Source organism: Pseudoalteromonas xiamenensis, assembly GCF_017638925.1.
Classification (GTDB): domain Bacteria; phylum Pseudomonadota; class Gammaproteobacteria; order Enterobacterales; family Alteromonadaceae; genus Pseudoalteromonas; species Pseudoalteromonas xiamenensis.
In genome coordinates this window covers 1616495-1641023 of sequence record NZ_CP072133.1, presented here as the reverse complement: position 1 = coordinate 1641023, position 24529 = coordinate 1616495, and the positions used below count along the sequence as shown (strand labels likewise).

Below are 24529 nucleotides of genomic sequence, written 5' to 3'. Positions count from 1 at the left end.
AGCAGACAATCAACATGCTGCTCTTTGCACTGATTGTGAGTGGATTGAGTGCTTGCCAATCTACTTCTGGAACATTGTACGAGCAAATTGGTGGTGCTGAGGGCAATGAAAAGTTAGTGGATGCGTTTATAAATCAAATTGGTAACGACCCGGTGATTTTACCTTTTTTTGAAAACGCGAGTGTCGCGCATTTTCGCGCGGGATTCCTGACTCACCTGTGTGATGTACTCGACGGTCCTTGTGAATTTCGAGGTGACTCAATGGTGCAAATCCACACAGGTATGCACATTGGGGAAAGTGAGTTTAATCGTGTTGTCGAGTTATTAGTGGCAGCGATGAATGAGCGACGCATTTCAACGCCGCTACAAAATCAAATATTAGCGCGTCTTGCGCCGTTACGCGGCGAGGTTATTCATCGCTAAGCCGTGACATGAGCGATTGGAACGTACGCAGCACTTCAGCGGGTTCAATCGATTCAATGATACGGTGATCATCTAATGAAAATCCATTGGCCACGATCGCCTCAAACTTAGCCACTTTGGGCGCGACAATGCTCCAAGGCGATGTACCGAGGCCAACGAGGGCTACGCAGGGTGTTCCTGTCGCACAGGCCATGTGCATTGGGCCAGAATCAATAGAAATCAGTGCGGTTAATTGACCAGTTACATTCACCAGTTCCGGTAGGCTTGTTTTTCCTGCTAAGTTCAGAACACGTGTTTGATGATTTGTGAGCTGTTCTATGATGGCCTGATTATCCGCAACTTCTTGTTGGTCGCCGAGTAATACAACATCGCATGGCGTATTGTCTAAAAGTAGCGCGACAACCTGCGCACTCAATGCGGTCGGGTAATAACGGGTATCTTTGTTTTTTCCACCAAAATAACAGCCGATCGTCGGTGTTTGTGGGGATACAAACGGTGATTCACGTGTAGACAACGAAGGTGCATTAAATGAGTCGAATGGGGAACCATGTGCCTCGTTAACGATACGGCAATAGCGATGAATGTAGTGGTGATTCTCATTCAGCTTAAGGGCGTAACTCAGTAAAGGTTTCCGGCCATTTTGGGCGTAACCAATCACGGATTTGATACCTGCAAGTCGACAGAGCACTGCTTCGGCCAATGAGCCGCGAAACAGTACCGCAAGTTGGTAGTTTGCTTTTTTCAGTGCTCGTGACTTTTTAAATATCCCCCATTTTGGCTTCGCGTAGCGTTTGTCTTCAATAACATCGACTAGGGGGAGGTTTTGCGCTTCAAACAGCGCAACAAGATGTGGACGCACGAGAAAATGAAAAGGCGTTTTTGGATACAGCTGTCTTAACAATTCAATTGCAGGTAACGTATTGATTGCATCGCCAATAAACTTCGGAAAGACGATTAATATTGGGTCAGATTGATTATCTGGCGTTATCGTTTTGTTCGACATGGTGTAATCTATATATTTGATTTGTCCGCATTATAACCGAGCTAAATTGAGGATTCACGCCATAACTAACGTGAAACACTTTCGGCCATAAACACAAGGAGAGGCGATGAAACACTTTAAGTCGTGCGAATGGGTCTACGAGCATTTATCAACAGTAAAGCTTCTCGATGCAGGTATTGTTAAAGCTGGACTCAGCGGTCCTTACGTTCCTCCAGCCGTCATTCAGGGTGCTCAACGCTTTGACTTCGGTAAAACATTTGCAGATGAGCAAAGTCTCATTAGTAATACCATGTGTTCAGCCAATCAATTTGAGCGCGAAGCGCAAAAGCTAGGTCTTTCGCAGCAGGACACTATTATCGTTTATGACGTACAAGGGTTGTACAGTGCGGCAAGAGCGTGGTGGATGTTCAAGGCCGTAGGATTTAACGAAGTCTATGTGTTAGATGGTGGCTTAACTCGTTGGATGACGTTGGGTTATCCAACAGCTTCATCTTACGCAAAGGCAAGTGAGATTGGCAATTTTAAAGCCTCGGCGCTTACAGATTTCTTCGTTGATAAACACCGTATCTTAGAAGTGATGGAAACGTCGCACAGCCTCATTCTGGATGCGCGTGGTCAGGCTCGTTTTTCTGGGGTGGAAAAAGAACCGCGAGCGGGAATGCGTTCAGGTCATATTCCGTCAAGCCAAAGCTTATCCTATAGCTTAATTAGTAACGAGGACGGAACTGTAAAATCAACCGATGCGTTAGCATCGCTGTTTCGTGAGCGTCAGGCACAAGATAAAACATTGTATTTTAGTTGTGGTTCTGGCGTGACGGCTTGCGTGCTAGCTATCGCGGCAAGTGAATGTGGTTACAGTGACTTGCATGTGTATGATGGTTCGTGGAGTGAGTGGGGCGCTGACGATTCACTGCCCATTGCGACGGGTCAGGAATAGGGGCAATGGCGACAGCCGTTGCCACAACAAGCGCCTCGGCGAAGGTGATACCAACGACCGAGTACCATCAAGCCATCTTCGATGTGGTAGTCCAAACCTTCTTGCAGTGGGGCTTGTTTGTAAGGCGCGGCAATGGCTAGTTGTTCCGCAATGGGTTTAGCTGAAAGGGCGTCGAGGTAGGTGTGAATTTTAGTCAACAAACAATCTCGACAATAGCAGCCAGCTCCCTCGTTGAGCGGCAAAATAGCCGGCAGCGTCATGCACCAGCAGCCATCAGGGTTACATGCCATGGTTTGGTGGCAAGCGGTACATTGTGTAGTCATAGTGAATTGGATCAGGTGAAAAGTGCAGTCTAACATAACTCCCCAATTAGCAATACAGGCCCTACTAAGTTGGGGGGCCGACCGAAATCAAGCAATTAGTTTATTGCTTGCTGGTGAATTAGATCGTTTTCTGCCGATTGAGGTGAAGGTATCGGATTTACGTGATGTGCTCGTTCGCGTGATGAGTCAGCAACTCAGTCTTGATGATCTCGAATTGTGGGCCAATATGCTAGAAGCACGAGATGAGTTTGATATTACGGAAATTGAAGGTGAAATTTATGCGCTGGCTAACGCAGAGCAAATGGGAGAACTTTCGCAAGAGAAAGTGCAGCAATTGCTTGATTTACTAGATTAAAAAGGAAAGTTTTAAATAAAAGTCGTGCAAAAATTAGGGGAGGAGCGTTGTATAAGACAACGCTCCTAGCCGTGCATTACGCTTGGTCAGAATTAATTTTGGCTTCTAACTCAGCAACTTTGGCTTCAAGTTCCATCAACTTTTCACGTGTACGGATCAGTACTTTACTTTGAATATCGAATTCTTCACGGCTAACAAAATCCATTTCTGACAATTTATTTTGTAGCACTTGCTTCGTTTTGCTCTCAAACGAATCAGCAATATTTTTAAGGCCTTGAGGCATATTGCTTGAAATTTGCTTTGCAATCTCTTCGAGTTTTGATGGGTTTAACATGGAATAACCTTAATTCGCGTTGATACCTTCATCTTAACGCGAATTGGTCCTTGCAGCAAAACAAAGGGGACCGCTTTTGTGACTTTGCGCAAACTCCCCCTTAGTTTACAATATCAGGCTTCCAGTTCTTATGTTTGTGGTGCTATGAAACTCAATCCTCGCCAAGATGAAGCGGTGAAATATATCAGTGGTCCGTGTCTGGTGCTTGCTGGCGCAGGCTCAGGTAAAACGCGTGTTATTACCAACAAAATTGCTTATCTAGTGCAAGAATGTGAGTACAAAGCGAAAAACATTGCGGCGGTGACTTTTACGAATAAAGCCGCTCGTGAAATGCGTGAACGTGTTGCACAAACGTTAGGTAAGCAAGATGCCAAAGGACTTTGGGTATCAACATTTCACACCCTTGGCCTTGAAATCATTAAAAAGGAAATTAAAACGCTGGGCTATAAGCCTGGTTTTTCGCTTTTTGACGATCAAGATACCAACCAGCTGTTGGCGGAACTGACTGAACCCGAATTGGAAAGAGACAAAGACTTACTCAATTTGTTGAAAAACCAAATCAGCAACTGGAAAAACGAATTGATTCTGCCTGAGCGTGCTATTCGCGAAGCCCGTGAAGCGCAAAAGGCACAGTTTGCTCAGCTTTATGCTCGTTATCAAATTCAGCTACGTGCCTATAATGCGCTTGATTTCGACGATCTGATTATGATCCCAACCCTGCTTCTCAACCAATCTGTAGAAGTTCGGGAACGTTGGCAGGCACGTTTTCGCTACCTTCTAGTCGATGAATATCAAGACACGAACACCAGTCAGTATCAGCTCGTTAAGTTGCTGGTTGGTGAGCGCGCGCGTTTCACTGTGGTAGGGGATGACGATCAATCCATTTATTCATGGCGTGGTGCGAAGCCACAAAACTTAGTGTTGTTGAAAAAAGACTTCCCGGGTCTTCGTCTGATTAAACTTGAGCAAAATTATCGAAGCAGTGGCCGAATTCTTAAGGCGGCCAACATTTTGATAGCGAACAACCCGCATGAGTTTGAAAAACAGTTATTTAGTGAATTAGGTTATGGTGAACCTCTGCGTGTTATTGCAACAAAAGATGAAGAACACGAGTCTGAGCGCGTTGTGGCGGAGATCATTTCCCATAAGTTTATGAATCGCACTAGTTTTAAAGATTACGCGATTTTATATCGAGGTAACCACCAAGCACGTGTATTTGAAAAGGCGTTGATGAGCAACCGCATACCATACAAACTCAGTGGTGGAATGTCCTTTTTTGGCCGTGCAGAAATCAAAGACATGATGGCGTATTTACGTATTTTGGTGAACCAAGATGATGATAATGCGTTTATTCGTATCGTTAATACGCCAAAGCGTGATATTGGACCCGTTACCTTGGAAAAGCTAGGGACGCTCGCCAATGAAAAGCACATCAGTTTGTTTGAGGCGTGTTTTGATCAAGAGACTCGCTGGACGACTAAACGGACGAGGTATGAATGCCCTGATGGGATTTGCACGTTGGGTCGTCGAACTTTCTGACCGAGCAATGCGAGGCGATACATTAGATGCTGTGCGCGACATGGTTCGTGAAAGTAATTACGAAGCTTACTTGTACGAGTCATCAACGAGCGCAAAGGCTGCCGAAATGCGGATGAAGAACGTTTCGGAGGCTCTATCGTTGGATAAGCGAAATGTTGTCAGGGGATGAAGATAATCCACCGATGACGCTACCGGAGGTCGTCAGCAAGCTCACGCTTCGAGATATGTTGGAGCGTAACGAAGGTGAAGATGAAAGTGATGCGGTGCAATTGTTGACTCTGCATGCGTCTAAAGGTCTGGAATACCCGCACGTGTTCATGGTTGGCATGGAAGAAGGCTTACTGCCTCACCAAACCAGCATCGACGAAGACAATGTTGAAGAAGAACGCCGTCTGGCCTACGTCGGTATTACGCGTGCACAACAAACCTTGACGATGACGTATGCCAAAAGCCGACGTCAGTTTGGCGAAATGATCACACCAGAACTCAGTCGCTTTGTGGAAGAGTTACCGCAAGATGATTTGGCTATCGAAGGTAAACAACCGGTAAAAAGCCAAGAAGAGCGCATGCAGCATGGGCAAAGCCGAGTCGCGGGTTTGCGGGCGATGTTAAAACGAGATTAGTGCTGATAGGCTATTTGGATTGCTCGTTGAATCTGTTATTCGGCGAGCAACTCACTGTCCGGTAAATCATACAAATTTTGAGCTTGTAAACTTTGTTGCTTACCAAAAAAGAGTTTCAAACCGTGTTTTTCGAGTAAGGTTTGAAAATTCAAAATCGCAGGGCCTTTAGCCACTACTTGAATGTGTTTACACGCGGTGACAGCCAAAATCCCTTTCAATTGCACTTCATAGCTCGATTGCTGTAAAACTCGTTTACTGAATGTAGAGCTGAGCAATACGTATTTAAAATCCAATTGGCTCACTAATGTCAAATCGCATCGGTCTTTTGCAAACTCATTAATCCCAACTGCCACGCCACTTTGGGTGAGCAACTTGAGGTTTTCGAGTTGACGACTAGACGCAAAACGCACGTCCAACTCATTAAACAAAAGACACAGTTTGTACTGGCTTGCGTTCAAATGTTTTTGTAGTTGAGGGAAGGTGTGTTCTTCAAGCAATAATGTTGAGCATGAGAAAAGGGTATTTCCGTCGAATTGCTTTGACCAGTTTTGTGCTTCTTGAAGTAGCTTTAACTCAATTTCAATTTGTTCGTCTTTCTCTGCTGCAAATTTTTTGAGGATATCAAAGCTCGTACTACCTAAAACGGGGTGTTCTCCGAAGGCTTCAAGTACGCGAATTTTAGCCCGCTTTCCATCGTTAGAATCGTCTAAGTTGCTTATCTCAGTTGAACGGAAATGGGTAGGCAGATCACATAAATGATGTTGTTCAGCGTGACGTTGGATGTTCTTGCCAGCCGTTAGGAGAGGATGATAGAACTCGAAACGTCCTCGGCCTGCATTTTTCGCATAGTACATTGCCGCATCAGCATCGCGGATAATTTCGTCGGTATCTGCATAACGCTTGTTGCTGTAAGTTATCCCAATACTTGCACCACTTTGTACACAAATACCTTTCATACAAAATGGCTTTTGCATTACTCGAATGATCCGTTTCGCGACATCTTCAGCTTGCTGTTTATCCGTTAAATGGTTTAACAGCACGACAAATTCATCACCGGCTAAACGGGCCAACAGGTCGTGTTCACGAATACAATCGGCGAAGGATTGGCTGACACTTATCAAAAATTGATCGCCAGCATGATGGCCTAATTGATCGTTAATCTCTTTGAATTTATCAAGGTCGATAAACAAAACGGCAAAATGGTGGTCAGGGTGGCGTTGATAAACCTGCAGTGTCCGCTCGAGCTGAGTTAGAAATAGACTGCGGTTTGGTAATCCGGTTAAAGAGTCATGGTGCGCATCGTGGTAAAGTTGCTGTTCAATTTTCTTACGTTCGTCAATCTGCATTTGTAAATGCAAGTTGGTCTGGCGCAACTCTTTGGTTTTTTCGAGTACACGATGTTCCAGTTCTTGATAACTTGCTTTTAAGGCTTGATTGGCCAAATGCGTTTGCAAGACAGCCGCAATTTGATGCGAGACGAAGGAGATCAATTCCATGTCATCGTGATCAAATTCATATTTATGATCATACGCCTGACACGCGATCAGACCGATAACCCCTTGAGACGTTTTGAGTGGTGCGCCAAGCCAACTGGTTGCACGGTTTTCTTCAGGAACATGGACGGCTCGTTCAACAATCCCATTTTCAATCAACAACTTTGCACGGTGGCTATCAATTAATTGTACACGCTCAGTGCTGATAACGAGTTCACTGTAGCCTTTGGCAAATTCGCGAGGTTTTGACGCTGCGGTTTTTTGATCCACACAATAAGGGAAAGTGAGCCAACCGGATTCTTTGTCATACAGCGCAATGTAGAGATTTTCTGCAAAGGTGATTGAACGAATGATTTGATGGACTTGTAAGTAAACGTCTTCGATGTGTTCAGAGCTGGTTGCCAATTCCGCTATTTTAAAGAGAATTTGTTGGCGTTCTAACGCTTTCTTGCGATGATCAATTTCAGAATTGAGCGCTTCATTACTTTGCATCAGTGCACGTGTACGGATTTTGACTTCCGATTCGAGGAGTTCTCGTTTTTTCACACGTTCAATGGCTGTTGCAAGGTACAAAGACATCACTTCCAAGAGCTCAATTTGTTGATCTGAATAACTTTGTGTCGGATTGTAGCTCTGCGACACCATCACTCCGATGATGGTTTTTTCTCGATAAATAGGCACCCCAACCCAGTGTTCAGCGGGTGAACCTAGCGCTTTAAAATGGCCATCTTTTACGGCATCTTGCATCGACTCTTTCGTATAGTAGACGGTTTCCCCCAGTCTAAAGACATGGCCCGTTACGCCTTCGCCAAACTGATTGGCCAGATGCATCGGTACTGAAATGCCATCCTTCTCATCAACGAAATAGGAGAGTTCAAGGGCTTGGGTAAATTGGTTTTGCAGAACGACGTAAAAGCTACGACTAGGTAAGTGTTGCTCAAGAATGTGGTGGATTGCAGGATAGAGTAAGGTTAATTCAGGGACAGTGCTAGCTTGCTCTGATAATTGGATCAGTGCATTTTGGAGCTGATGGAGCTGTTTGTACTTTCTTAACAGTGCTTGCAAACGGCGATTATGCCGAGCAAGTTTGTTATGCCCTGTTGTGGAATCGTCCAATGATATTAACCGATTATTATTGTTTAATTATTATTCACTATAATTTCACTTATTGCAGCGAAAAGTCAAGTTTTAAACGGTTTTAGTTGTGTTGCTCGAGGAGGGAAAAAGGGCCTAATTTAGGCCCTTTTTGGGATTACTTTGATGACATAAATTCGATTGCCGCAGCAAGCTCATCATCGCTACAGTTCATACATGTACCACGTGGTGGCATAGAGTTAAAACCGTTGATAGCATGATTAAGTAATACGTCTTTGCCTTTTGCTAGACGAGGTTCCCAATCGGCGTGCGCTTTTGGCGCGCCAAGTGCACCTGTACCGTGACAGGCGAAACATGCCGCTTGATATACTTGCTCGCCAGAACGAGGACCAGTCGGCTCAGCTGCAGCAGCTGATTCAGCGCCTGCAAGGTATACAGAACCAACAGGCTCTAGACGCTGTTTGATTGCATCTTCTGTTAGTGAATTGTCATAAGGCTGTGCAAACACAGCGGTAGATAGCAATAATAATGCTGCTGAAAGTTTTTTCATTTTGCCTTGCTCACTTCGATTTGCACGTGATATTCACGAGCTGACCCAAATGCGGGTGATTATAACGTCACCAATCGATTTATAAAACGTAAACTTAAGTATATCTTCGCAAAAAATACAATTATTTGTGCCATCGCAAACAAATGTCGGCTTTTTTGGCCTTTTAATGGGCACAAGTCGATTGTTTATTTACGCGATTTTTACTTGCACATTTTTAATACTTGATTAACCAGTTTTTCAAGTCCAGTGTTGGCTTCAACGATTGATTGAGCCAGCATATAAGCAGGTGTACTCACAACCTGATGCTTTTCGTCAATGACGATTTCATCCACTAAACACGTGACATGAGAGCCACCCATTGCTTCGATTGCGGTAGCTGTGTCCGTATCATTGCCAATGGTTAGTTGTACGCCTTGACCATACACTTGTGGAATGAGAGCTGGCGCAATGCACGCATAGCCTGCCGGTTTTCCCGCTTGTGCAAAAGCATGACATACAGTGAAAACGTCCTCGTGAATAACCATGTTTGCGCCGCTAAGTGCAAAATCACACAGGTTTTTGGCTGCGCCAAATCCGCCGGGCACAAGTAGTGCGTCAAAGTCTGCAACATTGAGTTCACGCAGAGACTTCACTTCACCACGTGCAATGCGTGCCGATTCAACGAGCACATTTCTATTTTGCGCCATGACTTCACCAGACAAATGGTTAATGGTATGCAGCTGGTCTATGTCCGGAGCAAAACACTGGTAATGAGCACCAGCTTTTGCAATATGTAAAAGCGTGAGCACAGATTCATGAATTTCCGCACCATCAAAAACGCCACACCCAGAGAGAATTACCGCAACACGTTTCATCATGTTTGTCCTTTAAATGGTTTAATTGCTGCTAGTTTAGCATTAATTCAGGGTCGTTTTGATGAAACTCGCTGTTTAGATTAATTTCAGTAGTAACGCTTACGAGTTCGTAGTTAAACAAAATAACTTTGGTTGTTTCTTGTGCGAGAAACGGTGTCGATCACAGGGTGAATCGGCTATATGCCGAACGGCAAAAGGGCTTACAATAAAAAATTATAAAGGATCTACTTTGATCTTTGATCCAATGTGGTAGTATACCCGTCCGCTCAATGAAAAGCGGTCATAAAATGTGCTAAATAATAGAGCTTAAAACTCGTTTTCCACATTCAACGGAATAATAATAATAACGAAAGCCGTACCATTATTCCTTTTAAATCCAATGAATTACAGGTCCTCTTGGGAAGCGCTTTACGCTCAGTTCCTAGAGTCTTTTGTGTTTGTCTACAAAGTTATCCACAGATTATGCAGCCCGTAAAGTAAGACATCTTGGGTATTTCAAAGCTCGTTTTCTAACGGTTGCTATGGCATGCTATAACCTATTCATCTTTGTTTCTTTCAGGATCCCTTCTTTATGTCAAAGATCCCTCAAAATCCACTTATTTTGGTTGATGGTTCATCCTACTTATTTCGTGCTTATCACTCACCACCGCACCTGACTAACTCAAAAGGCGAAGCCACGGGGGCTATCTACGGTGTGGTCAATATGTTGAAAAGTTTGATAAAGCAATATCAACCTTCGCACATGGCCGTGATCTTTGATGCTAAAGGTAAGACGTTTAGAAACGATCTATACAGCGAATATAAAGCGCACCGTCCACCTATGCCGGACGATTTACGTACCCAAATCGCACCATTGCATGAGATCATTAAAGCGATGGGCTTTCCGCTTATCAGCATAGAAGGCGTTGAAGCGGATGACGTAATTGGTACGTTTGCACGCATTGCGTCTGAGCAAAAGCGTCATGTACTTATATCCACGGGAGATAAGGATATGGCACAGCTCGTCGATGAGCACGTGACACTGATTAATACCATGACAGATACGATTTCCGATCCAGACATGGTGAAAGAAAAATTTGGTGTGGGACCTGAGACTCATCATTGATTATCTTGCTTTAATGGGTGATAAGGTCGACAACATTCCTGGTGTTGAGGGCTGTGGACCAAAAACGGCGGTAAAATGGTTGCAACAGTACGGATCGTTGCAAGGCGTAATAGATCATGCGCACGAAGTCAAAGGTAAGATTGGCGAGAAACTTCAACGAGCACTCACACAGTTACCGCTGAGCTATGAATTGGCTACGATCAAATTAGATGTTGAGGTCGACAACGATCTTGAATCACTGATTTTAAAAGAGCAAAACAATGATGCTTTAATTGAATTGTACGGTCAGTGTGAGTTTAAGCGTTGGCTTGCGGAGTTGTTAGATGGCAGTGCTACCGCGAAACAAGCGGCTACAGTTGACCGCTCTGCGGTCGCTGAAGATGAGCCAAATTCAGTGGTTGTGGAAGCTCACTATGAAACGATCCTTACCGAAACTCAACTAAAAACATGGTGTGACAAACTGAAAGCGGCAAAGGTGTTCGCTTTTGACACCGAAACGACCAGTTTGGATTATATGGAAGCAAAGCTTGTCGGGATGAGTTTCGCTGTGGCAGCTGGGGATGCCGCGTATCTACCTTTAGCTCACGATTACGTTGGCGCACCGGAGCAGCTACCGCTCGATCTTGTGTTATCGCACATGGCACCAATCCTTGCGGATAAACAACTGCTTAAGATTGGCCAAAACTTGAAGTACGACAAAAGCGTACTTGCGCAGGCAAACATCGAGTTAGATGGAATTGCGTTTGATACGATGTTGGAATCGTATGTGTTTAACAGTGTAGGTACACGACATGACATGGATTCGCTAGCGCTCAAATATTTAGGCTACAAAACAGTGAGTTTTGAAGACATTGCAGGAAAAGGCAAAAACCAGCTTACGTTTAATCAAATTGAGTTAGAGAAAGCGGCATTTTACGCGGCTGAAGACGCGGATGTAACGTATCGACTGCATGAGGCGTTGTGGCCTAAATTGGCTGCCGAGACGCCACTAATGAGTGTCTTTACTGAAATTGAATTGCCTCTACTTAGTGTACTTTCAGACATCGAACGCACTGGTGTAGCGATTGACGTTGATATGTTAGGAGCACAAAGCAAGCACATTGCAGAGCGATTGATTGAGCTTGAACAACAAGCACATGAAATTGCTGAAGAGCCATTCAATCTAAGTTCGACAAAGCAACTCCAGCATATCTTGTTTGAAAAACTGGGTTTGCCAATCGTCAAGAAAACACCTAAAGGTGCACCATCTACGGCTGAAGAGGTATTGCAAGAGTTAGCGCATGATTATCCATTGCCTAAAATTATTATGGAGCATCGCGGCCTGTCGAAATTGAAGTCGACCTACACGGACAAATTACCATTGATGGTGAATGCGCATACAGGTCGTGTGCACACGTCTTACCATCAGGCAGTAACCGCAACTGGTCGCTTAAGCTCAACAGATCCGAACTTGCAGAACATTCCAATCCGCAGTGAAGAAGGGCGTCGAATTCGAGAAGCATTTATTGCCTCCGAAGGACATCAAATTGTTGCCGCGGACTACAGTCAAATCGAACTGCGGATCATGGCGCACTTATCGCAGGATAAAGGTCTGCTCAATGCGTTTGCACAAGGTCAAGACGTTCACAGCGCAACTGCCGCAGAAGTTTTTGCGGTGAGTTTAGACGACGTCACGACGGATATGCGTCGAAAAGCGAAAGCCGTTAACTTTGGCTTGATTTACGGAATGTCTGCATTTGGTCTGTCTCGTCAATTGGATGTACCGCGAGCAGAAGCACAGCATTACATCGATAAATATTTCGAACGTTTCCCAGGCGTACTAGAGTACATGGAATCCACGCGTCAAAAAGCGTCTGAAAATGGGTATGTCGAAACGTTGTTTGGTCGCCGTTTGTACTTGCCTGACATTAACGCGCGAAATGGCGCAGCTCGAAAAGCGGCTGAACGTGCAGCAATCAATGCGCCAATGCAAGGGACCGCTGCTGATATCATCAAACGAGCAATGATTGCGGTGCATGACTGGTTGAAAACAACCAGCAAAGACGAAATTAAAATGCTTATGCAAGTACACGATGAATTAGTCTTTGAAATCCGCGCCGATAAAGTTGACGAGTACAAGCAACATATATGTGAGTTGATGTCGAATGCGGCTAAGTTAGATGTGCCACTTTTAGTGGAAGCGGATAGTGGCGACAACTGGCAACAAGCACATTAGTTCTAAACAAGGTCTGGGGAGCAAAGAACGCGTCATCTTTAACAAAATGTAAGTCGCTATAAATTATTGTAGCCAAAACATCAAATAGGCCTATATTTTGCTTGGAAGTGTTTATTTCTGGATGGCTATTTGCTAGAGTGCGCGCCGTCCTTATCCTGTAGGACATCCTGTTGATGATGTATCTCTCTTTTTGAGGATACAGCGTATTGATAGCTTCTCCCCAGATTGCTATACCGGCTCGTCGTTTTGACGAGCCGTTTTTTCTTTTGATGAATCTTTTCTTTTCCCCTCATTCGAATAGCCTTACACTTAAGCGCATAGTGGACTTTATTAATCATCTTAACTTTATAAAGGAATTCGTCATGCTTAAAACGATTTTCATGGCTGGGGCTACACTGGCATCTAGTTTGTTTGCAGCAAACGCTGTAGCAGATTGGCAAATCGATCCAAGTAACAGTGATGTTCAATTTGTCTCTGTGAAGAAAAACACGATCGGTGAAGTGCATCATTTTACGCAGTTCGCTGGTCGTCTATCAGATGCAGGCGAGTTCTCTTTTTCTATCGAACTCGCGTCAGTTGAAAGCATGATCCCAATCCGCAACGAGCGTATGCAACAAATGCTGTTCGAAGTTGCTGCGTTTCCTAAAGCGCAATTGACCGCATCATTAGCAAAACAACTTAGCGGTTTGAAATCAGGTATGAACAAAGTGGACGGCGTTGAAGCGACGTTGTCACTGCATGGCAAAACACAAAAGGTGATGTTGGACCTGAATGTAGCGAAGCTAGGCAACGATCTTTTCGTGACGACGCGTAAACCTCTTCTAATTAATGCAAAAGATTATGCATTGGATGCAGGCGTAGAAGCGCTTAGAAAAGTTGCGGGATTAGACGCCATTGCACACGCGGTGCCTGTTTTTGTATCTCTTCATTTAGTTCAAAAGTAATAGCAATGCGTGGCGCTTTGTTTGCGCCACGTATCGTATTCTAAACCATTTTATGCAAAGCCTTGATGCTCTTATTACTCAGCTAGTGTCCGTACAGGGACCACAAGCACATTGGCAACCCACTCAATGTGGAACGCTACCAATCAAAATCGATACAGAGGCAAATTGGTTTCATGATGGTACGCGGGTAACGCGGCAAGAAATGATAAAGTTATGGGCTAGTGTTCTTCGTGTTGAGTATGAAAACGGCGAGTCGTTTGTCGGTGCGAGCTATCATTTGACCACACCCGCTGAAGATGTCGAAATTGAAGTAGATGATGTACCCTTTATTATTCAATCTTGGACAATCGTGTCCGTTGAGGAAGGAGAGGTCATTGTCGTTACTGATAATTTACACCGGCAATGGCCATTGTGTACGCACTTTCCCCTCATTAATCGAGCCTTTCGAGAACAGCACATTCCCTACATGGTATTAAAAGGGGGGTTATTAGCTCGAATATCAAGACATGTTTATTATCAATGGGCAGAGCGGGCGATTGAGAATGAAGGGCTGTTTTGGTTAGTGTCGGGAAACGACCGCTTTTTATTGGCAGACTAGGGCGCTCAGTTCACGCCCTTCCGACACATCGCTTCGTTAATTATTCCGCTTCTGCAGGTACTTCTTTAACGTAGGGACCTAAAAACCAATCGTCAAGTGTCCACGCCAAGTCAGTTAAACCAATGCCTTTCAACGATGAAAAAGCATGAACTTTAATGTCACCGCCAAGTTCTGCAAGCGCTTTGCGGACCTGCAGTACTTCCGACTTACGTTTTCCTTGCGCATATTTGTCAGCTTTTGTGAGTAACGCTAAAACAGGAATTTCACAGCCGACCGCCCATTCAATCAGATCTAAATCCAGATCCTTAAGTGGATGACGAATATCCATAAGCACGACGAGACCTTTCAAGCTGTCGCGTTTTTGTAGGTATTCACCTAGCGACTTTTGCCACTTAATTTTCATCTCGAGTGGGACTTTTGCGTAGCCATAGCCTGGCAAGTCGATTAATCGTTTTTCTGCATCAAGCTCAAACGTATTGATCAATTGTGTGCGGCCCGGCGTTTTACTGGTGCGTGCCAATTTTTGATTTGTCAGTGCGTTTAGCGCACTTGATTTACCTGCGTTTGAGCGACCAGCAAATGCCACTTCGATACCTTCATCAGCAGGTAAACGCGTAATATCGGGTGCACTGGTAACAAACTTTGCAGTGCTGTACTTAATACGAGATTTGAGCACGTACACATCCTCGATGCTAAAAAAGCGATAAAAATAAAGTTAAAGGGTGTCCAAGGATGGCATTTTAGCCTAAATTGCGCTGTCACAAAAGCAAACAACGGGTTAGTTGGCGCTTTGAAAAATTAATCTATGTCAAAACCCTATAATTTATAAGACTAATGTGGGTAGAAAACGTGCCACATAAAATATTATCGTGTAGAATGTAGCAATTGCATCTTTTAGAATGTAACCGTATACATACAGGGTCGGAAACAGAGAATTCACCATGAAAAAAATAGCACTCACTATAACTATGCTGCTTGGTGCGTTGTCAGCAAACAATGCAGTAGCATTTGACGGCAATGCAGAAGCAGGCAAAGCAAAATCAGCAACGTGTGCAGCGTGCCATGGTCCAGATGGTAATGCACCAGTCGCAATGTATCCAAAAATTGCGGGTCAACATGCTGATTACATCTATAAGCAGTTGAAAGATCTTAAGCTTGGTATGACTTCTGGTGGTAAAGAAGGTCGTATGGATCCTGTGATGAGTGGTATGGCTATGCCTCTTTCTGATCAAGACATGAAAGATTTAGCTGCGTATTTCTCTTCTCAGAATATGTCTGCAGGTTCAACACCTGAAGAAATCGTTGAGATTGGTAAAAAGCTTTATAAAGCAGGCGACGCTGAGCGCGGTATTCCAGCTTGTTCAGCGTGTCACGGTCCGCGTGGTAACGGTACGTCTCTGGCTAAGTTCCCGAAAATTTCGTTCCAACACCCTGATTACATCAAGTCACAGCTATTGAAGTTCCGTGAAGGTACTCGTGCGAATGACATGAATGGCATGATGCGTGACATCGCGAAAAAACTAACTGATAAAGACATCGAAGTATTGTCAAAATACCTTGGTGGTCTTCACTAAGCCTATAAACTAAAGTCGTATTGTGGGGTAACCACCTACTACTTTATGATATATGTTGTGAGAAAGCGGCTTTTAAGTCGCTTTTTTTATCTGTGAAATTGTGAGATATATCCTACAACAATGTAGGATAATGGCTTGGTTTAGTTGTAGGTTATAGCTTATTTTTCAGTTTGCGTTCATTTTAACCTAATGTAAAACCTGATTTTTTTATGTTTTAAATAATTTTTTTTTAATAAAATTGTTATTAATGTGTTGTGTATAGATGACGAAAGGGTACATTTATTCGTGTCGCAGACAACAATAACAACACGGATTTATTCGTACAGGAAGCGGGCGACAACGGTTGGTGTTAAGGTTGACACCCTATGGAACTAACAAGAAAGTGTTAGGAAGACCGAAAATAAAAAAGTAAGCATGGAAGTCTGATAATAAAAACAAAATGGAATGGCCACGGAAGTCATAATAAAAACAACACGGAAGCGATAATAAAAATAAGAATAAAGCAGACTAAAAAGTCGAAGGGAGAAGTGTCCAGTATTTGAGACGCTCAGATTAGTAGGCGGTAGAGCTAAGCTCTATCGCCTTTTTATTTTCTACCAAGTAACTTCAATTCAAACTCTTTTAAGCAAGTCATGTTGTACGGCGACCTGAGCGCACGTCTTTTCCGCATATTTTACCTTTCTAGAACACGAACAAAAAAACATTTTATCCGTTGATTTTGATAATGCGGGCAAGGCAATTGATGGTACAATGTGCGATTGTGAATTCCTTTGTTTGGTTTCGACATGGTTTCAGAATGCTGTGGATTATGTGGTTGTTCGCAACTATTGTTTTTCGTTGAGGATAAACGTCGCACTTATCTACAATGCGCAGAATGCAAATTGGTGTTTGTACCTTCGCAGCAGCATTTATCTCAGCACGACGAGAAGGCCATTTATGATCAACATGAGAATGCGTTGGAAGATGATGGCTATCGTCTCTTCTTAAGCCGAGCGTTAGAACCTGTAGTAGCGCGTGTCGGGGTTGGTTCTTGTGGATTAGAGTTTGGCTGTGGTCCAGGACCTTTATTGGCTAAAATGCTTGAAGAGAGAGGAATGCAAGTCGAGTTATACGATTTGTACTACTATCCTAATAAGACTGTATTTAACAAGCGCTATGACTTCATAACGTGTACAGAAGTCATAGAGCATGTGGCGCAACCGAAAGCGGTATTTGAACAGTTATTTTCAATACTGAAATCGGGTCAGCCTTTAGTGATGATGACAAAGCTTGTCATTGATGCCGAGCGGTTTAGTACTTGGCATTACAAAAATGATTTAACCCATATTTCCTTTTTTAGCCGTGAAACGTTTGAGTTCGTTGCTCGGCAATATAACGCGACGCTCGAGATAATCGGTGCAGACGTTATTGTCTTAACACAGTGATTGCGTCTTAGACGTAAGGTGAATTAGCAAGATGACCAGAAAGAAAAAGTCGCGCAAAGTAAGTACAAACATTGCGCCAAAGTTAAGCAAAGAGAAATTGCAGGCCCTTCGCGCGGCAAAAGAAGCACGTGCGAAGAAGCAAAGCAAAGGCTTAAAAGCAGGCTCTCGTAACGCACAAGAAGCTAAAGTAGTAGATGCCAAGAATGGTGGTTCGAGTTTAAAAGATGCGCGAATTGGTAGTAAAAAGCCAATTGCTCTTGTGCCGACGAAAGATGTACAGACAGCAAATGATGAGCCTAAGTTTAACCGTAGCGCTCAGCCAAAAGTCGTTCTGAAAAAAGTGGCAGAACCTACTTTGACGCCTGAAGAAGAGTTAGCGCAATTAGAAAACGATGAACGTTTAATGGCGTTAATCGACCGTCATGAGCGTGGTGAATTACTCACAGGCAAAGACGCGAAATTCTTTAATAAGTCGATTGCCCGTCATCAAGAGCTATGTGAAATCCTAGGTATCGATGATGAGTTCGAAGAAGATGAAATCTTCGAAGCGGATCCTATGGCTCAATTTATGAGTGATGATCTGGCGAAAGAGTGGTTTGATGATGAGGACATGAAGGACTAATGACTTCTTCTTGGTATGTTGCCATTGTTGTTGGTGCGTTGATTATCGCAGGTCTGGCATTTTATGCCGGACAACTGCTTTGGCAAGTCAAAACGCAGCGTGAAAACATGGCCAAGCAACAAGCAAAGGCAAAAGCGGAGCTAGAAACTAAACGCGCAGAACGAAATGCAAAGCTTGCAGACAACATCAACCTGATTGCGAGGGCGATGAAAGAGAAGCAGTGCGAGTATTCTGAGGGCTGTTTGCGTGTTTGGGTGCTCATGTCGCAATACAGTTTCGAGACGCAACGTGACTTGCAAACCGAGTTTTCTGGTATCTTCAAGATGTACGAAGAAGTGAAGGAAATGCCGACGCACGATGCGCGAAAAAAGTACTCAAAGAAAGAAATCTTCAAAATGGATTCGCAGCGTTGGCGAGCTGAAGAACGTTTGGCCGATGAAATAGCGGCGGATTGTGAAAAGTTAATCGGTGAATTTCATCCGTTACCAGGACAAGAAAACGTCGTATTTAGCTAGAAACACCTGTTCTAGAAGAAGGCGACGATTTAGTCGCCTTTTTTATTGCCGCTTTTTGAGTCAGACAAGTTTTTGTTCAGCTGCGCGCTCTATATTTGTGATGATGTACAAGCTCAAATTGCGTGACCTAAAGTCTGTAAGCGCGTGAATAAAAAACGAAATCGGTAAATTGGTATACAGTTAAACTAGCTTAGTATTGAGATGAAGTGGTCTTTGAGTAAATTGAGCTAACTCGCGCTCAAAGCAACCAACGAATAAAAAGTAGAGAGTAACATGCAAGATCTTTGGCATTGGTTTGATTTAGTCGGTGTGGCTGTATTTGCTATCTCTGGCACCTTAATTGCGCACAGCAAACATATGGATGGATTTGGGGTGATCGTTCTCGCAACGGTTACTGGTATTGGTGGCGGTACCGTCAGAGATATTATTTTGGATACTCCGGTGTTTTGGCTACGAGATCCGAGTTACTTTATTGCTATTTTCACCGCCATTGCGCTCAGTATTTATGTGTTGAATCGTCAACGCAATATGCCTGCGCAACTGTTGCAAATAGCGGATGCGTTTGGCCTCGCGTTTTTTGCTGTTATGGGAATGCAAAAAGCTGTATTGCTCGGCATGCCGAATACCACCGTTGTGATTATGGGCGTTTTAACGGGTTGTTTTGGTGGCGTGATCCGTGATGTGTTAGCGAGAGAGATCCCCCTTTTACTGAAAGGGGAATTGTATGCGATTACCTGCATTGCTGGCGGTATTGTCTATACTCAAGCCTTATCGTTTGATTTAGGTATGACGGTTGCGATGTGGTCAGCGATGGCGACGACCTTATGCATGCGTTTAGCTGCCATGCGGTGGAATTGGGTAATCCATGTTTTCCGTTATCCAGAGGGACATCAATCGTCATAATATTACCTTCATACATTTGTGGAGAACGACAAGGATATGTCATTAGCCAGAGTATTAACCCGTGCTCAAGTGGGAGTACGGGCACCACTAGTCCAAGTGGAAGTTCATTTGAGTAATGGGTTGCCAGCTTTTCAGATAGTAGGTTTACCTGAAACCTCCGTTAAAGAAGCCAAAGAGCGTGTGAGAAGCGCACTAACCAATGCCCATTTTTCATTCCCTGATACACGTATTACCGTTAATTTAGCCCCCGCAGATTTGCCAAAAGAGGGAGGTCGCTTTGATTTGGCAATCGCCATCGGTATTTTGGTGGCATCAGGGCAATTGCCAGACACGGTGACCAACCAAGCTGAATTCTTTGGAGAGTTAGCCTTAAATGGTGAACTTCGGCCTGTGCATGCAATTTTGCCCTCCGTTATCGCTGCCTCACAAGAGAAGCACCATTGCTTCATACCACTATTGAATGATCCCATGGCCAGCCTCGCATCACACTCAGAACGATATGCGGTCGATTCACTGCAGTCATTGTGGAGATTTGTGCAAGGTGAACCCACTGCACAGGTTAATGCGATTTATCACACTGACGTAGAACAATTGAACATGGATGTCGATTTTAGTGAAGTCAAAGGGCAGAGTGCGGCGAAGCGTGTACTCGAAATTGCGGCGGCAGGCGGACATAATGTATTGTTTCTTGGTCCCCCTGGTACAGGAAAGTCGATGTTGGCGCAGCGTTTTCCATCAATTATGCCATTAATGAGCGAGTCGCAAGCACTTGAGAGTGCAGCTGTGCATTCACTCATGGGGCATGCCTTTGAACCCAAACGTTGGCGGATCAGACCGTTTCGAAGTCCCCATCATACTTGTTCTGCTGTCGCCTTAGTAGGCGGTTCATCGAATCCTAAGCCTGGCGAAATTTCGCTTGCCCACAACGGCGTACTCTTCCTTGATGAGTTGCCTGAATTTGATCGAAAAGTGTTGGATTCACTTCGCGAACCGATGGAAACCGGTGTGGTGACTATTTCTAGGGCTGCGAGACAAGTGGACTTTCCAGCCCGTTTTCAATTGGTTGCAGCATTGAACCCGAGTCCAACAGGACATCACACCGATAAACGAGCAACACCTGACCAAGTATTACGTTATTTAGCCAAGATAAGTGGTCCATTTGTAGACCGAATTGATTTACAGATAGAATTGCCCAAACTTTCCAGCATTGAGCTGATGTCGTCTTGCCAAGCGGAGAGTAGCGCTGTTATTCGAAAGCGCGTTCAAGCGGCTTTTGATTTTGCACAACAACGTCAAAATAAAACCAATGCGTTATTAGGGTCTAAAGAGGTGGAACGTTTTTGTCATTTAAATTCGGAATGCCAAGCCTATATGAGTAAGGCGATGGAGAAATTGAATTTGTCACCTCGTTCTTATCATCGAGTATTGAAAGTCGCGAGGACAATTGCTGACTTAGAGCAATTGCCTGTAATACCGCTACAGGCAATCAAAGAAGCGCTCAGCTATCGGGCTTTTGAGCGCTTATTAAACCAATTAGGTTGAAAGCATGTAGCCTTTACCACGTACAGTGACGATACGTTTTTGTTCTTTTTCGTCACCAAGCTTCTTGCGTAAACGGCCAACCAGCACATCGACGGTACGGTCATTTGGACTCCAGTCTACTTGACCTATGTCTTCCGAAATTTTTTCACGTGAGGTGGCTTTACCCGCGTTAGCAATGAGACAAATTAACACTTTATGCTCAGCTTCGGTTAAACGTGATTCATACCCTTGGGGATTAATCAATGTACGGTTATCTGGATGCAACTTAAAGTCTGCATATTCGATGTATTCTTCTTCCTCGTCGTCTTGTTGCTGGAATTGACTCGCAAGGCGTTTATATACAGCACGCATGCGCAGTTCAAGTTCCAATAAATCAACGGGTTTACAGATATAGTCGTCTGCACCTTGTGCAAGACCCGCTATCCTATCAGCTTGAGAATCTCGACTGGATAACACAATAACGCCGACGTTGGTCAACGTATTGAGTTCACGAGAAAGCTGTAAACCATCATGATGAGGCAACACCACATCGACAATAGCAAGGCGAATGGGATTGTTTTCTTTTACGCTTTGTTCGACCTGCTCCAAAGCTCGCGCACCCGTGTCATCAACCGAAATAAAAAATTCGGTGTTCTGAAAGTGGCTTTGGATCCGTTTTACTAAAAGCTCGTCGTCTTCGACTAACAAGACGTGAATGGCCATACTTAACCTAGTATTTTAACATTATTCTTATATTAGCATCGTAAAAAGCGCGCTGAGAAGGGTAAGTCCATTAATTCTTTGTAAATTTTCGTGTATTTATTTAGGGACTGTTGAAAAAGTCGATTCAATGGTCTTTGTCTTCACAAACTAGAACGCGTTCTATTGTCTATTTTTAGCACTAACTTTATAAAATTTATAGAAATTATTGAATGTTTTTTATTCTAGATTGATTCGGCAATTACGCAGTATGAGAATGTAAAAACATAAGTCGTACCAATAAAAAAGGAGCCGAGGCTCCTTTCTAATCGCTATTTACCTTGATATAGGTAATCCCACCATTGTGGCTCATCTTTTAGATGCTTATCAAAGTAGGCTTGCATTGTATCCCACCATTTAAAGCGACGGTCGCGTGCAAAGATTTGATGGTTAGCGCCTTTGAATTCAACTAACTCAACATCTTTACCTAGGATTTTTAGCGCCGTATACATGTTATGACTTTCGCCTGGTGGCACGTTTGTATCGGCATCACCGTGGATTAGCAGTAAAGGAGAGTTCACTTTGTCTGCATGGAAAACCGGACTGTGTTGTGAGTACAGAGTTGGGTTATTCCATGGGAAACTATTTTTTGAAGCTTCACCTGAATACAAGTATCCCCACCAACCTTGGCCCCAATAGGACGTAATATTGGAAATACCAGCATGGGCAATTGACGCACTGAATAAATCGGTTTTGGTCGCAAGTAACATGGTCATGAAGCCACCATACGACGCGCCTAAATTCCCCACTTTTTTAGGGTTTACAAAGTGATACTGCTTCAAAAATGCCTGAGTACCTTGAATAATGTCATCCGCTGTTTTTTCACCCCATGCATTTACGTGTGCAGAAGAGAATGCTTGGCCAAAACCAGTGGCACCTGTTGGTTGCAGCACATAGACGACATAACCTTGCGCAGCCCAGTAATTAAATGGGTAACGTCCAGTGAAACCACGATTAACCGGTGATGTGCCACCGTAATAATAGACTAATGCAGGGTATTGTTTCGTCTTATCTAGGTTCGTAGGTAAGTAAACTCGACCTTTTATCTCAATTCCATCTTGGTTTTTGAAATTGAACTCTTCCAATTGAGGAATCGCGGTATCCGCATAGGCAAGTGGTTTCGAGTCCCACAACGTTTCTGGTTTGTTTTTATTGACGTTCAGTTTTACCAATTGTTGTGGTGAAGTCGCGGTTGAACCTGTGACGTAAACGTCAGGAGTACTAGAGTGAGTGACCGCAAATTTTTCCGTGACATCCAGCCCCGTTTTCAAGCGTGTGAAGCGATTTTTAGAGGCGTCGTAGAAGAACAAGGGTTTTGTGTCTTCTTCGGTGACGGACAATATCAGGTCTTCTTTGTTAACGACTTCAAAGCCACCGATGGAAGGGTCGAACGTTTTGCTAAGCGCCTCGACGTCTTTACCATCCGAAGAAAGCCAATAAAGCTGTCCATCATAATTATTAGCCAACTGTCCTTCTGGAATAGCGCGACCGGCGCCGTTCATAAAATCAGGACCCGCCACAACATAAAACCCTTTTTTGCCGTAACGCGCCTCATTGAAGGTTCTGTATTGACCAATCATCGTTTCTTTATCTGATGTTAAGTCAACCTCAACCAATTCCGTCATCGCATGGGGTGCTGCGGCATAATCGCTTAATTGGCGACTAATAAGAATCGTGTTTCTTTCGGAATCGAAATCTTCAAGTGTGGCACTTAATTTACCTTTGGTCGCAGCGGTGATAAGACCACTTTCGAGATCAAGGCGGTAGATTTGGCTGTTTTCTCTAAAGTAAGACCAGCGATCTTCAAGTCCTCGATAATGTTTAGTGATTTTATCATTATCATCCGTGTTTTTTGACCAAGAGAAAATCAAAGAGTTGTTATCGAAGAACTGCCAATCAGAGGTCGATGCGAGATTATATGGCATAGTGTTGAGATTAAGTGTCGCCACATCAAGGATGTTTAATTCATCATTCGATAGAAACGCAATACGCTTACTGTCTGGCGACCAACTTAATGCAGCAGCGGAATTTCCAGCAAAACGGTATTTCACGTCACCGTTTGCGCTAAATAATGTTGTAACGCTAATAGGCTTATTGCCTGTTTTATCACTGTACTTACGTTCCGTTGTAATATAGAACTTACCGTTTGGTGACAAAGAGATAGCGCTTACGGTTGGCGCATCGAATAATTGTTTAGGAGACAGTGAGTGTGTAGGAGAGGTGTGTGGCAAAACTACATCATGATCTGCTTTACCCTCAAATGAGAGCGTGACTTTATTCCAATCAGGGACTTGCTCGGCCACAACTAATAATTCGTAATCACCGGTAGGCAATGCGATAGACTGTGTCGTTGAGTCACCTTGACGCTCGCCATTCAAATAGACGGTCGCTTTCTCAATTCCAACAAGCGTAAATTTACCTTCAGTAAAACGAGTTGTCGAAAAACGATATTTTAAGGCTTGCATCCCTTCAATTGTCAGTGCACTTACAGAGTCGTAAGACTGCCACTTCAGCGTTTTTTGACCCAGTATTAGTTTTTCATGTGATGCACTTAACGTAGCTGCAAGCGCATCAACCATCTCATTTCTATGCGGCGTTTCAAACGGCTTCAGCGTTGAACCTGAGGTCAATGGTCCAATGAATTCTATTTGTTGTTTTTCAATCTGAGCTGCATTGAGGTGTAATGACAATGCACAACACAGCAAAGAAAGTGTCGTTGTTATCTTCATGGGTGAGCCTATTGTAGGTAATTTTGTGTGACTATATCACGGATAAATTGGGAGGTATGCCGCATGCGACTAGTCGCAAAGTTTTACGTTGC

Annotated in this window: 20 protein-coding genes and 2 pseudogenes; 13 read left to right on the top strand and 9 right to left on the bottom strand. The window is 43.8% G+C overall.

Translation table 11 applies throughout. The features are described from left to right. Window positions 1–14: 14 nt before the first annotated feature. Entirely contained in the window at window positions 15–422 is a 408-nt protein-coding gene (locus J5O05_RS07935; protein WP_208844492.1) for a group I truncated hemoglobin, read from the top strand. Here the strand turns inward: J5O05_RS07935 and J5O05_RS07930 are convergent. After that, window positions 409–1425 carry a glycosyltransferase family 9 protein gene (locus tag J5O05_RS07930; protein ID WP_208844324.1) on the bottom strand — a complete coding sequence of 339 codons (1017 nt, stop codon included), beginning with the start codon at window positions 1423–1425 and terminating at the stop codon, window positions 409–411. The genes J5O05_RS07935 and J5O05_RS07930 overlap by 14 nt on opposite strands. Before the next feature lie 106 nt (window positions 1426–1531). On the opposite strand from J5O05_RS07930, the gene J5O05_RS07925 reads away from it, so the two are divergent. Then, window positions 1532–2362, top strand: a complete 831-nt coding sequence (locus J5O05_RS07925; RefSeq protein ID WP_208844323.1) for a sulfurtransferase — start codon at window positions 1532–1534, stop codon at window positions 2360–2362. Here the strand turns inward: J5O05_RS07925 and J5O05_RS07920 are convergent. Further along, a complete protein-coding gene (locus J5O05_RS07920) occupies window positions 2353–2685 on the bottom strand; it encodes a C1orf53 family protein (RefSeq protein WP_208844322.1) in 333 nt (110 codons plus the stop codon). The two genes, J5O05_RS07925 and J5O05_RS07920, sit on opposite strands and share 10 nt — an antisense overlap. 22 nt (window positions 2686–2707) lie before the next feature. On the opposite strand from J5O05_RS07920, the gene J5O05_RS07915 reads away from it, so the two are divergent. Further along, complete coding sequence (locus tag J5O05_RS07915) at window positions 2708–3040, top strand: hypothetical protein (RefSeq protein WP_208844321.1); 333 nt, start codon at window positions 2708–2710, stop codon at window positions 3038–3040. 76 nt (window positions 3041–3116) lie between these two features. Here the strand turns inward: J5O05_RS07915 and ubiK are convergent, their stop codons facing one another. Beyond that, window positions 3117–3374 (bottom strand): ubiquinone biosynthesis accessory factor UbiK, encoded by a 258-nt coding sequence (gene ubiK / locus J5O05_RS07910; protein WP_208844320.1) that lies wholly within the window; start codon window positions 3372–3374, stop codon window positions 3117–3119. Window positions 3375–3518: 144 nt separating this feature from the next. On the opposite strand from ubiK, the pseudogene rep reads away from it, so the two are divergent. After that, window positions 3519–5536, top strand: a pseudogene (gene rep / locus J5O05_RS07905) (DNA helicase Rep). Window positions 5537–5571: 35 nt separating this feature from the next. Here the strand turns inward: rep and J5O05_RS07900 are convergent. The 3 genes from J5O05_RS07900 to elbB form a co-directional block, all read right to left on the bottom strand. Beyond that, a complete protein-coding gene (locus J5O05_RS07900) occupies window positions 5572–8145 on the bottom strand; it encodes a bifunctional diguanylate cyclase/phosphodiesterase (protein WP_208844319.1) in 2574 nt (857 codons plus the stop codon). A gap of 136 nt (window positions 8146–8281) precedes the next feature. Beyond that, a complete protein-coding gene (locus J5O05_RS07895; RefSeq protein WP_208844318.1) occupies window positions 8282–8674 on the bottom strand; it encodes a c-type cytochrome in 393 nt (130 codons plus the stop codon). A gap of 200 nt (window positions 8675–8874) precedes the next feature. After that, entirely contained in the window at window positions 8875–9528 is a 654-nt protein-coding gene (gene elbB / locus J5O05_RS07890; RefSeq protein ID WP_208844491.1) for an isoprenoid biosynthesis glyoxalase ElbB, read from the bottom strand. Between the two features lie 571 nt (window positions 9529–10099). Between elbB and polA the strand changes: the two are divergent. The 3 genes and pseudogenes from polA (at window position 10100) to J5O05_RS07875 (ending at window position 14390) form a co-directional block, all read left to right on the top strand. Beyond that, window positions 10100–12848: pseudogene (gene polA, locus J5O05_RS07885) on the top strand (DNA polymerase I). 362 nt (window positions 12849–13210) lie between these two features. Next, a complete protein-coding gene (locus J5O05_RS07880) occupies window positions 13211–13792 on the top strand; it encodes a YceI family protein (RefSeq protein WP_208844317.1) in 582 nt (193 codons plus the stop codon). Window positions 13793–13844: 52 nt separating this feature from the next. Next, window positions 13845–14390, top strand: coding sequence for a DUF1285 domain-containing protein (locus J5O05_RS07875; RefSeq protein ID WP_208844316.1), 546 nt, complete (start codon window positions 13845–13847; stop codon window positions 14388–14390). A 40-nt stretch (window positions 14391–14430) separates the two neighbouring features. Here J5O05_RS07875 and yihA read toward each other — a convergent pair whose 3' ends face one another. Next, window positions 14431–15066, bottom strand: a complete 636-nt coding sequence (yihA, locus tag J5O05_RS07870; RefSeq protein ID WP_208844315.1) for a ribosome biogenesis GTP-binding protein YihA/YsxC — start codon at window positions 15064–15066, stop codon at window positions 14431–14433. A gap of 265 nt (window positions 15067–15331) precedes the next feature. Here yihA and J5O05_RS07865 point away from each other — a divergent pair, with 265 nt between their 5' ends. From J5O05_RS07865 to J5O05_RS07840, 6 genes are all read left to right on the top strand, one after another. Further along, the gene (locus J5O05_RS07865; protein ID WP_208844314.1) at window positions 15332–15964 is read left to right on the top strand and encodes a c-type cytochrome; all 633 of its coding nucleotides are present in this window, start codon (window positions 15332–15334) and stop codon (window positions 15962–15964) included. A gap of 785 nt (window positions 15965–16749) precedes the next feature. Continuing rightward, window positions 16750–17388 (top strand): class I SAM-dependent methyltransferase, encoded by a 639-nt coding sequence (locus J5O05_RS07860; protein WP_208844313.1) that lies wholly within the window; start codon window positions 16750–16752, stop codon window positions 17386–17388. 31 nt (window positions 17389–17419) lie between these two features. Beyond that, window positions 17420–18010 (top strand): Der GTPase-activating protein YihI, encoded by a 591-nt coding sequence (yihI, locus tag J5O05_RS07855; protein ID WP_208844312.1) that lies wholly within the window; start codon window positions 17420–17422, stop codon window positions 18008–18010. Further along, window positions 18010–18525 (top strand): DUF2489 domain-containing protein, encoded by a 516-nt coding sequence (locus J5O05_RS07850; protein ID WP_208844311.1) that lies wholly within the window; start codon window positions 18010–18012, stop codon window positions 18523–18525. Before yihI ends, J5O05_RS07850 begins: the two co-directional genes overlap by 1 nt. Before the next feature lie 273 nt (window positions 18526–18798). Continuing rightward, window positions 18799–19428 carry a trimeric intracellular cation channel family protein gene (locus J5O05_RS07845; RefSeq protein WP_208844310.1) on the top strand — a complete coding sequence of 210 codons (630 nt, stop codon included), beginning with the start codon at window positions 18799–18801 and terminating at the stop codon, window positions 19426–19428. A 36-nt stretch (window positions 19429–19464) separates the two neighbouring features. After that, window positions 19465–20970, top strand: a complete 1506-nt coding sequence (locus tag J5O05_RS07840; RefSeq protein ID WP_208844309.1) for a YifB family Mg chelatase-like AAA ATPase — start codon at window positions 19465–19467, stop codon at window positions 20968–20970. On the opposite strand, the gene J5O05_RS07835 is transcribed toward J5O05_RS07840, so the two are convergent. Continuing rightward, window positions 20962–21672 carry a response regulator transcription factor gene (locus J5O05_RS07835; protein ID WP_208844308.1) on the bottom strand — a complete coding sequence of 237 codons (711 nt, stop codon included), beginning with the start codon at window positions 21670–21672 and terminating at the stop codon, window positions 20962–20964. The two genes, J5O05_RS07840 and J5O05_RS07835, sit on opposite strands and share 9 nt — an antisense overlap. A gap of 308 nt (window positions 21673–21980) precedes the next feature. Further along, the gene (locus J5O05_RS07830; protein WP_208844307.1) at window positions 21981–24437 is read right to left on the bottom strand and encodes an alpha/beta hydrolase family protein; all 2457 of its coding nucleotides are present in this window, start codon (window positions 24435–24437) and stop codon (window positions 21981–21983) included. Window positions 24438–24529: the final 92 nt, after the last annotated feature.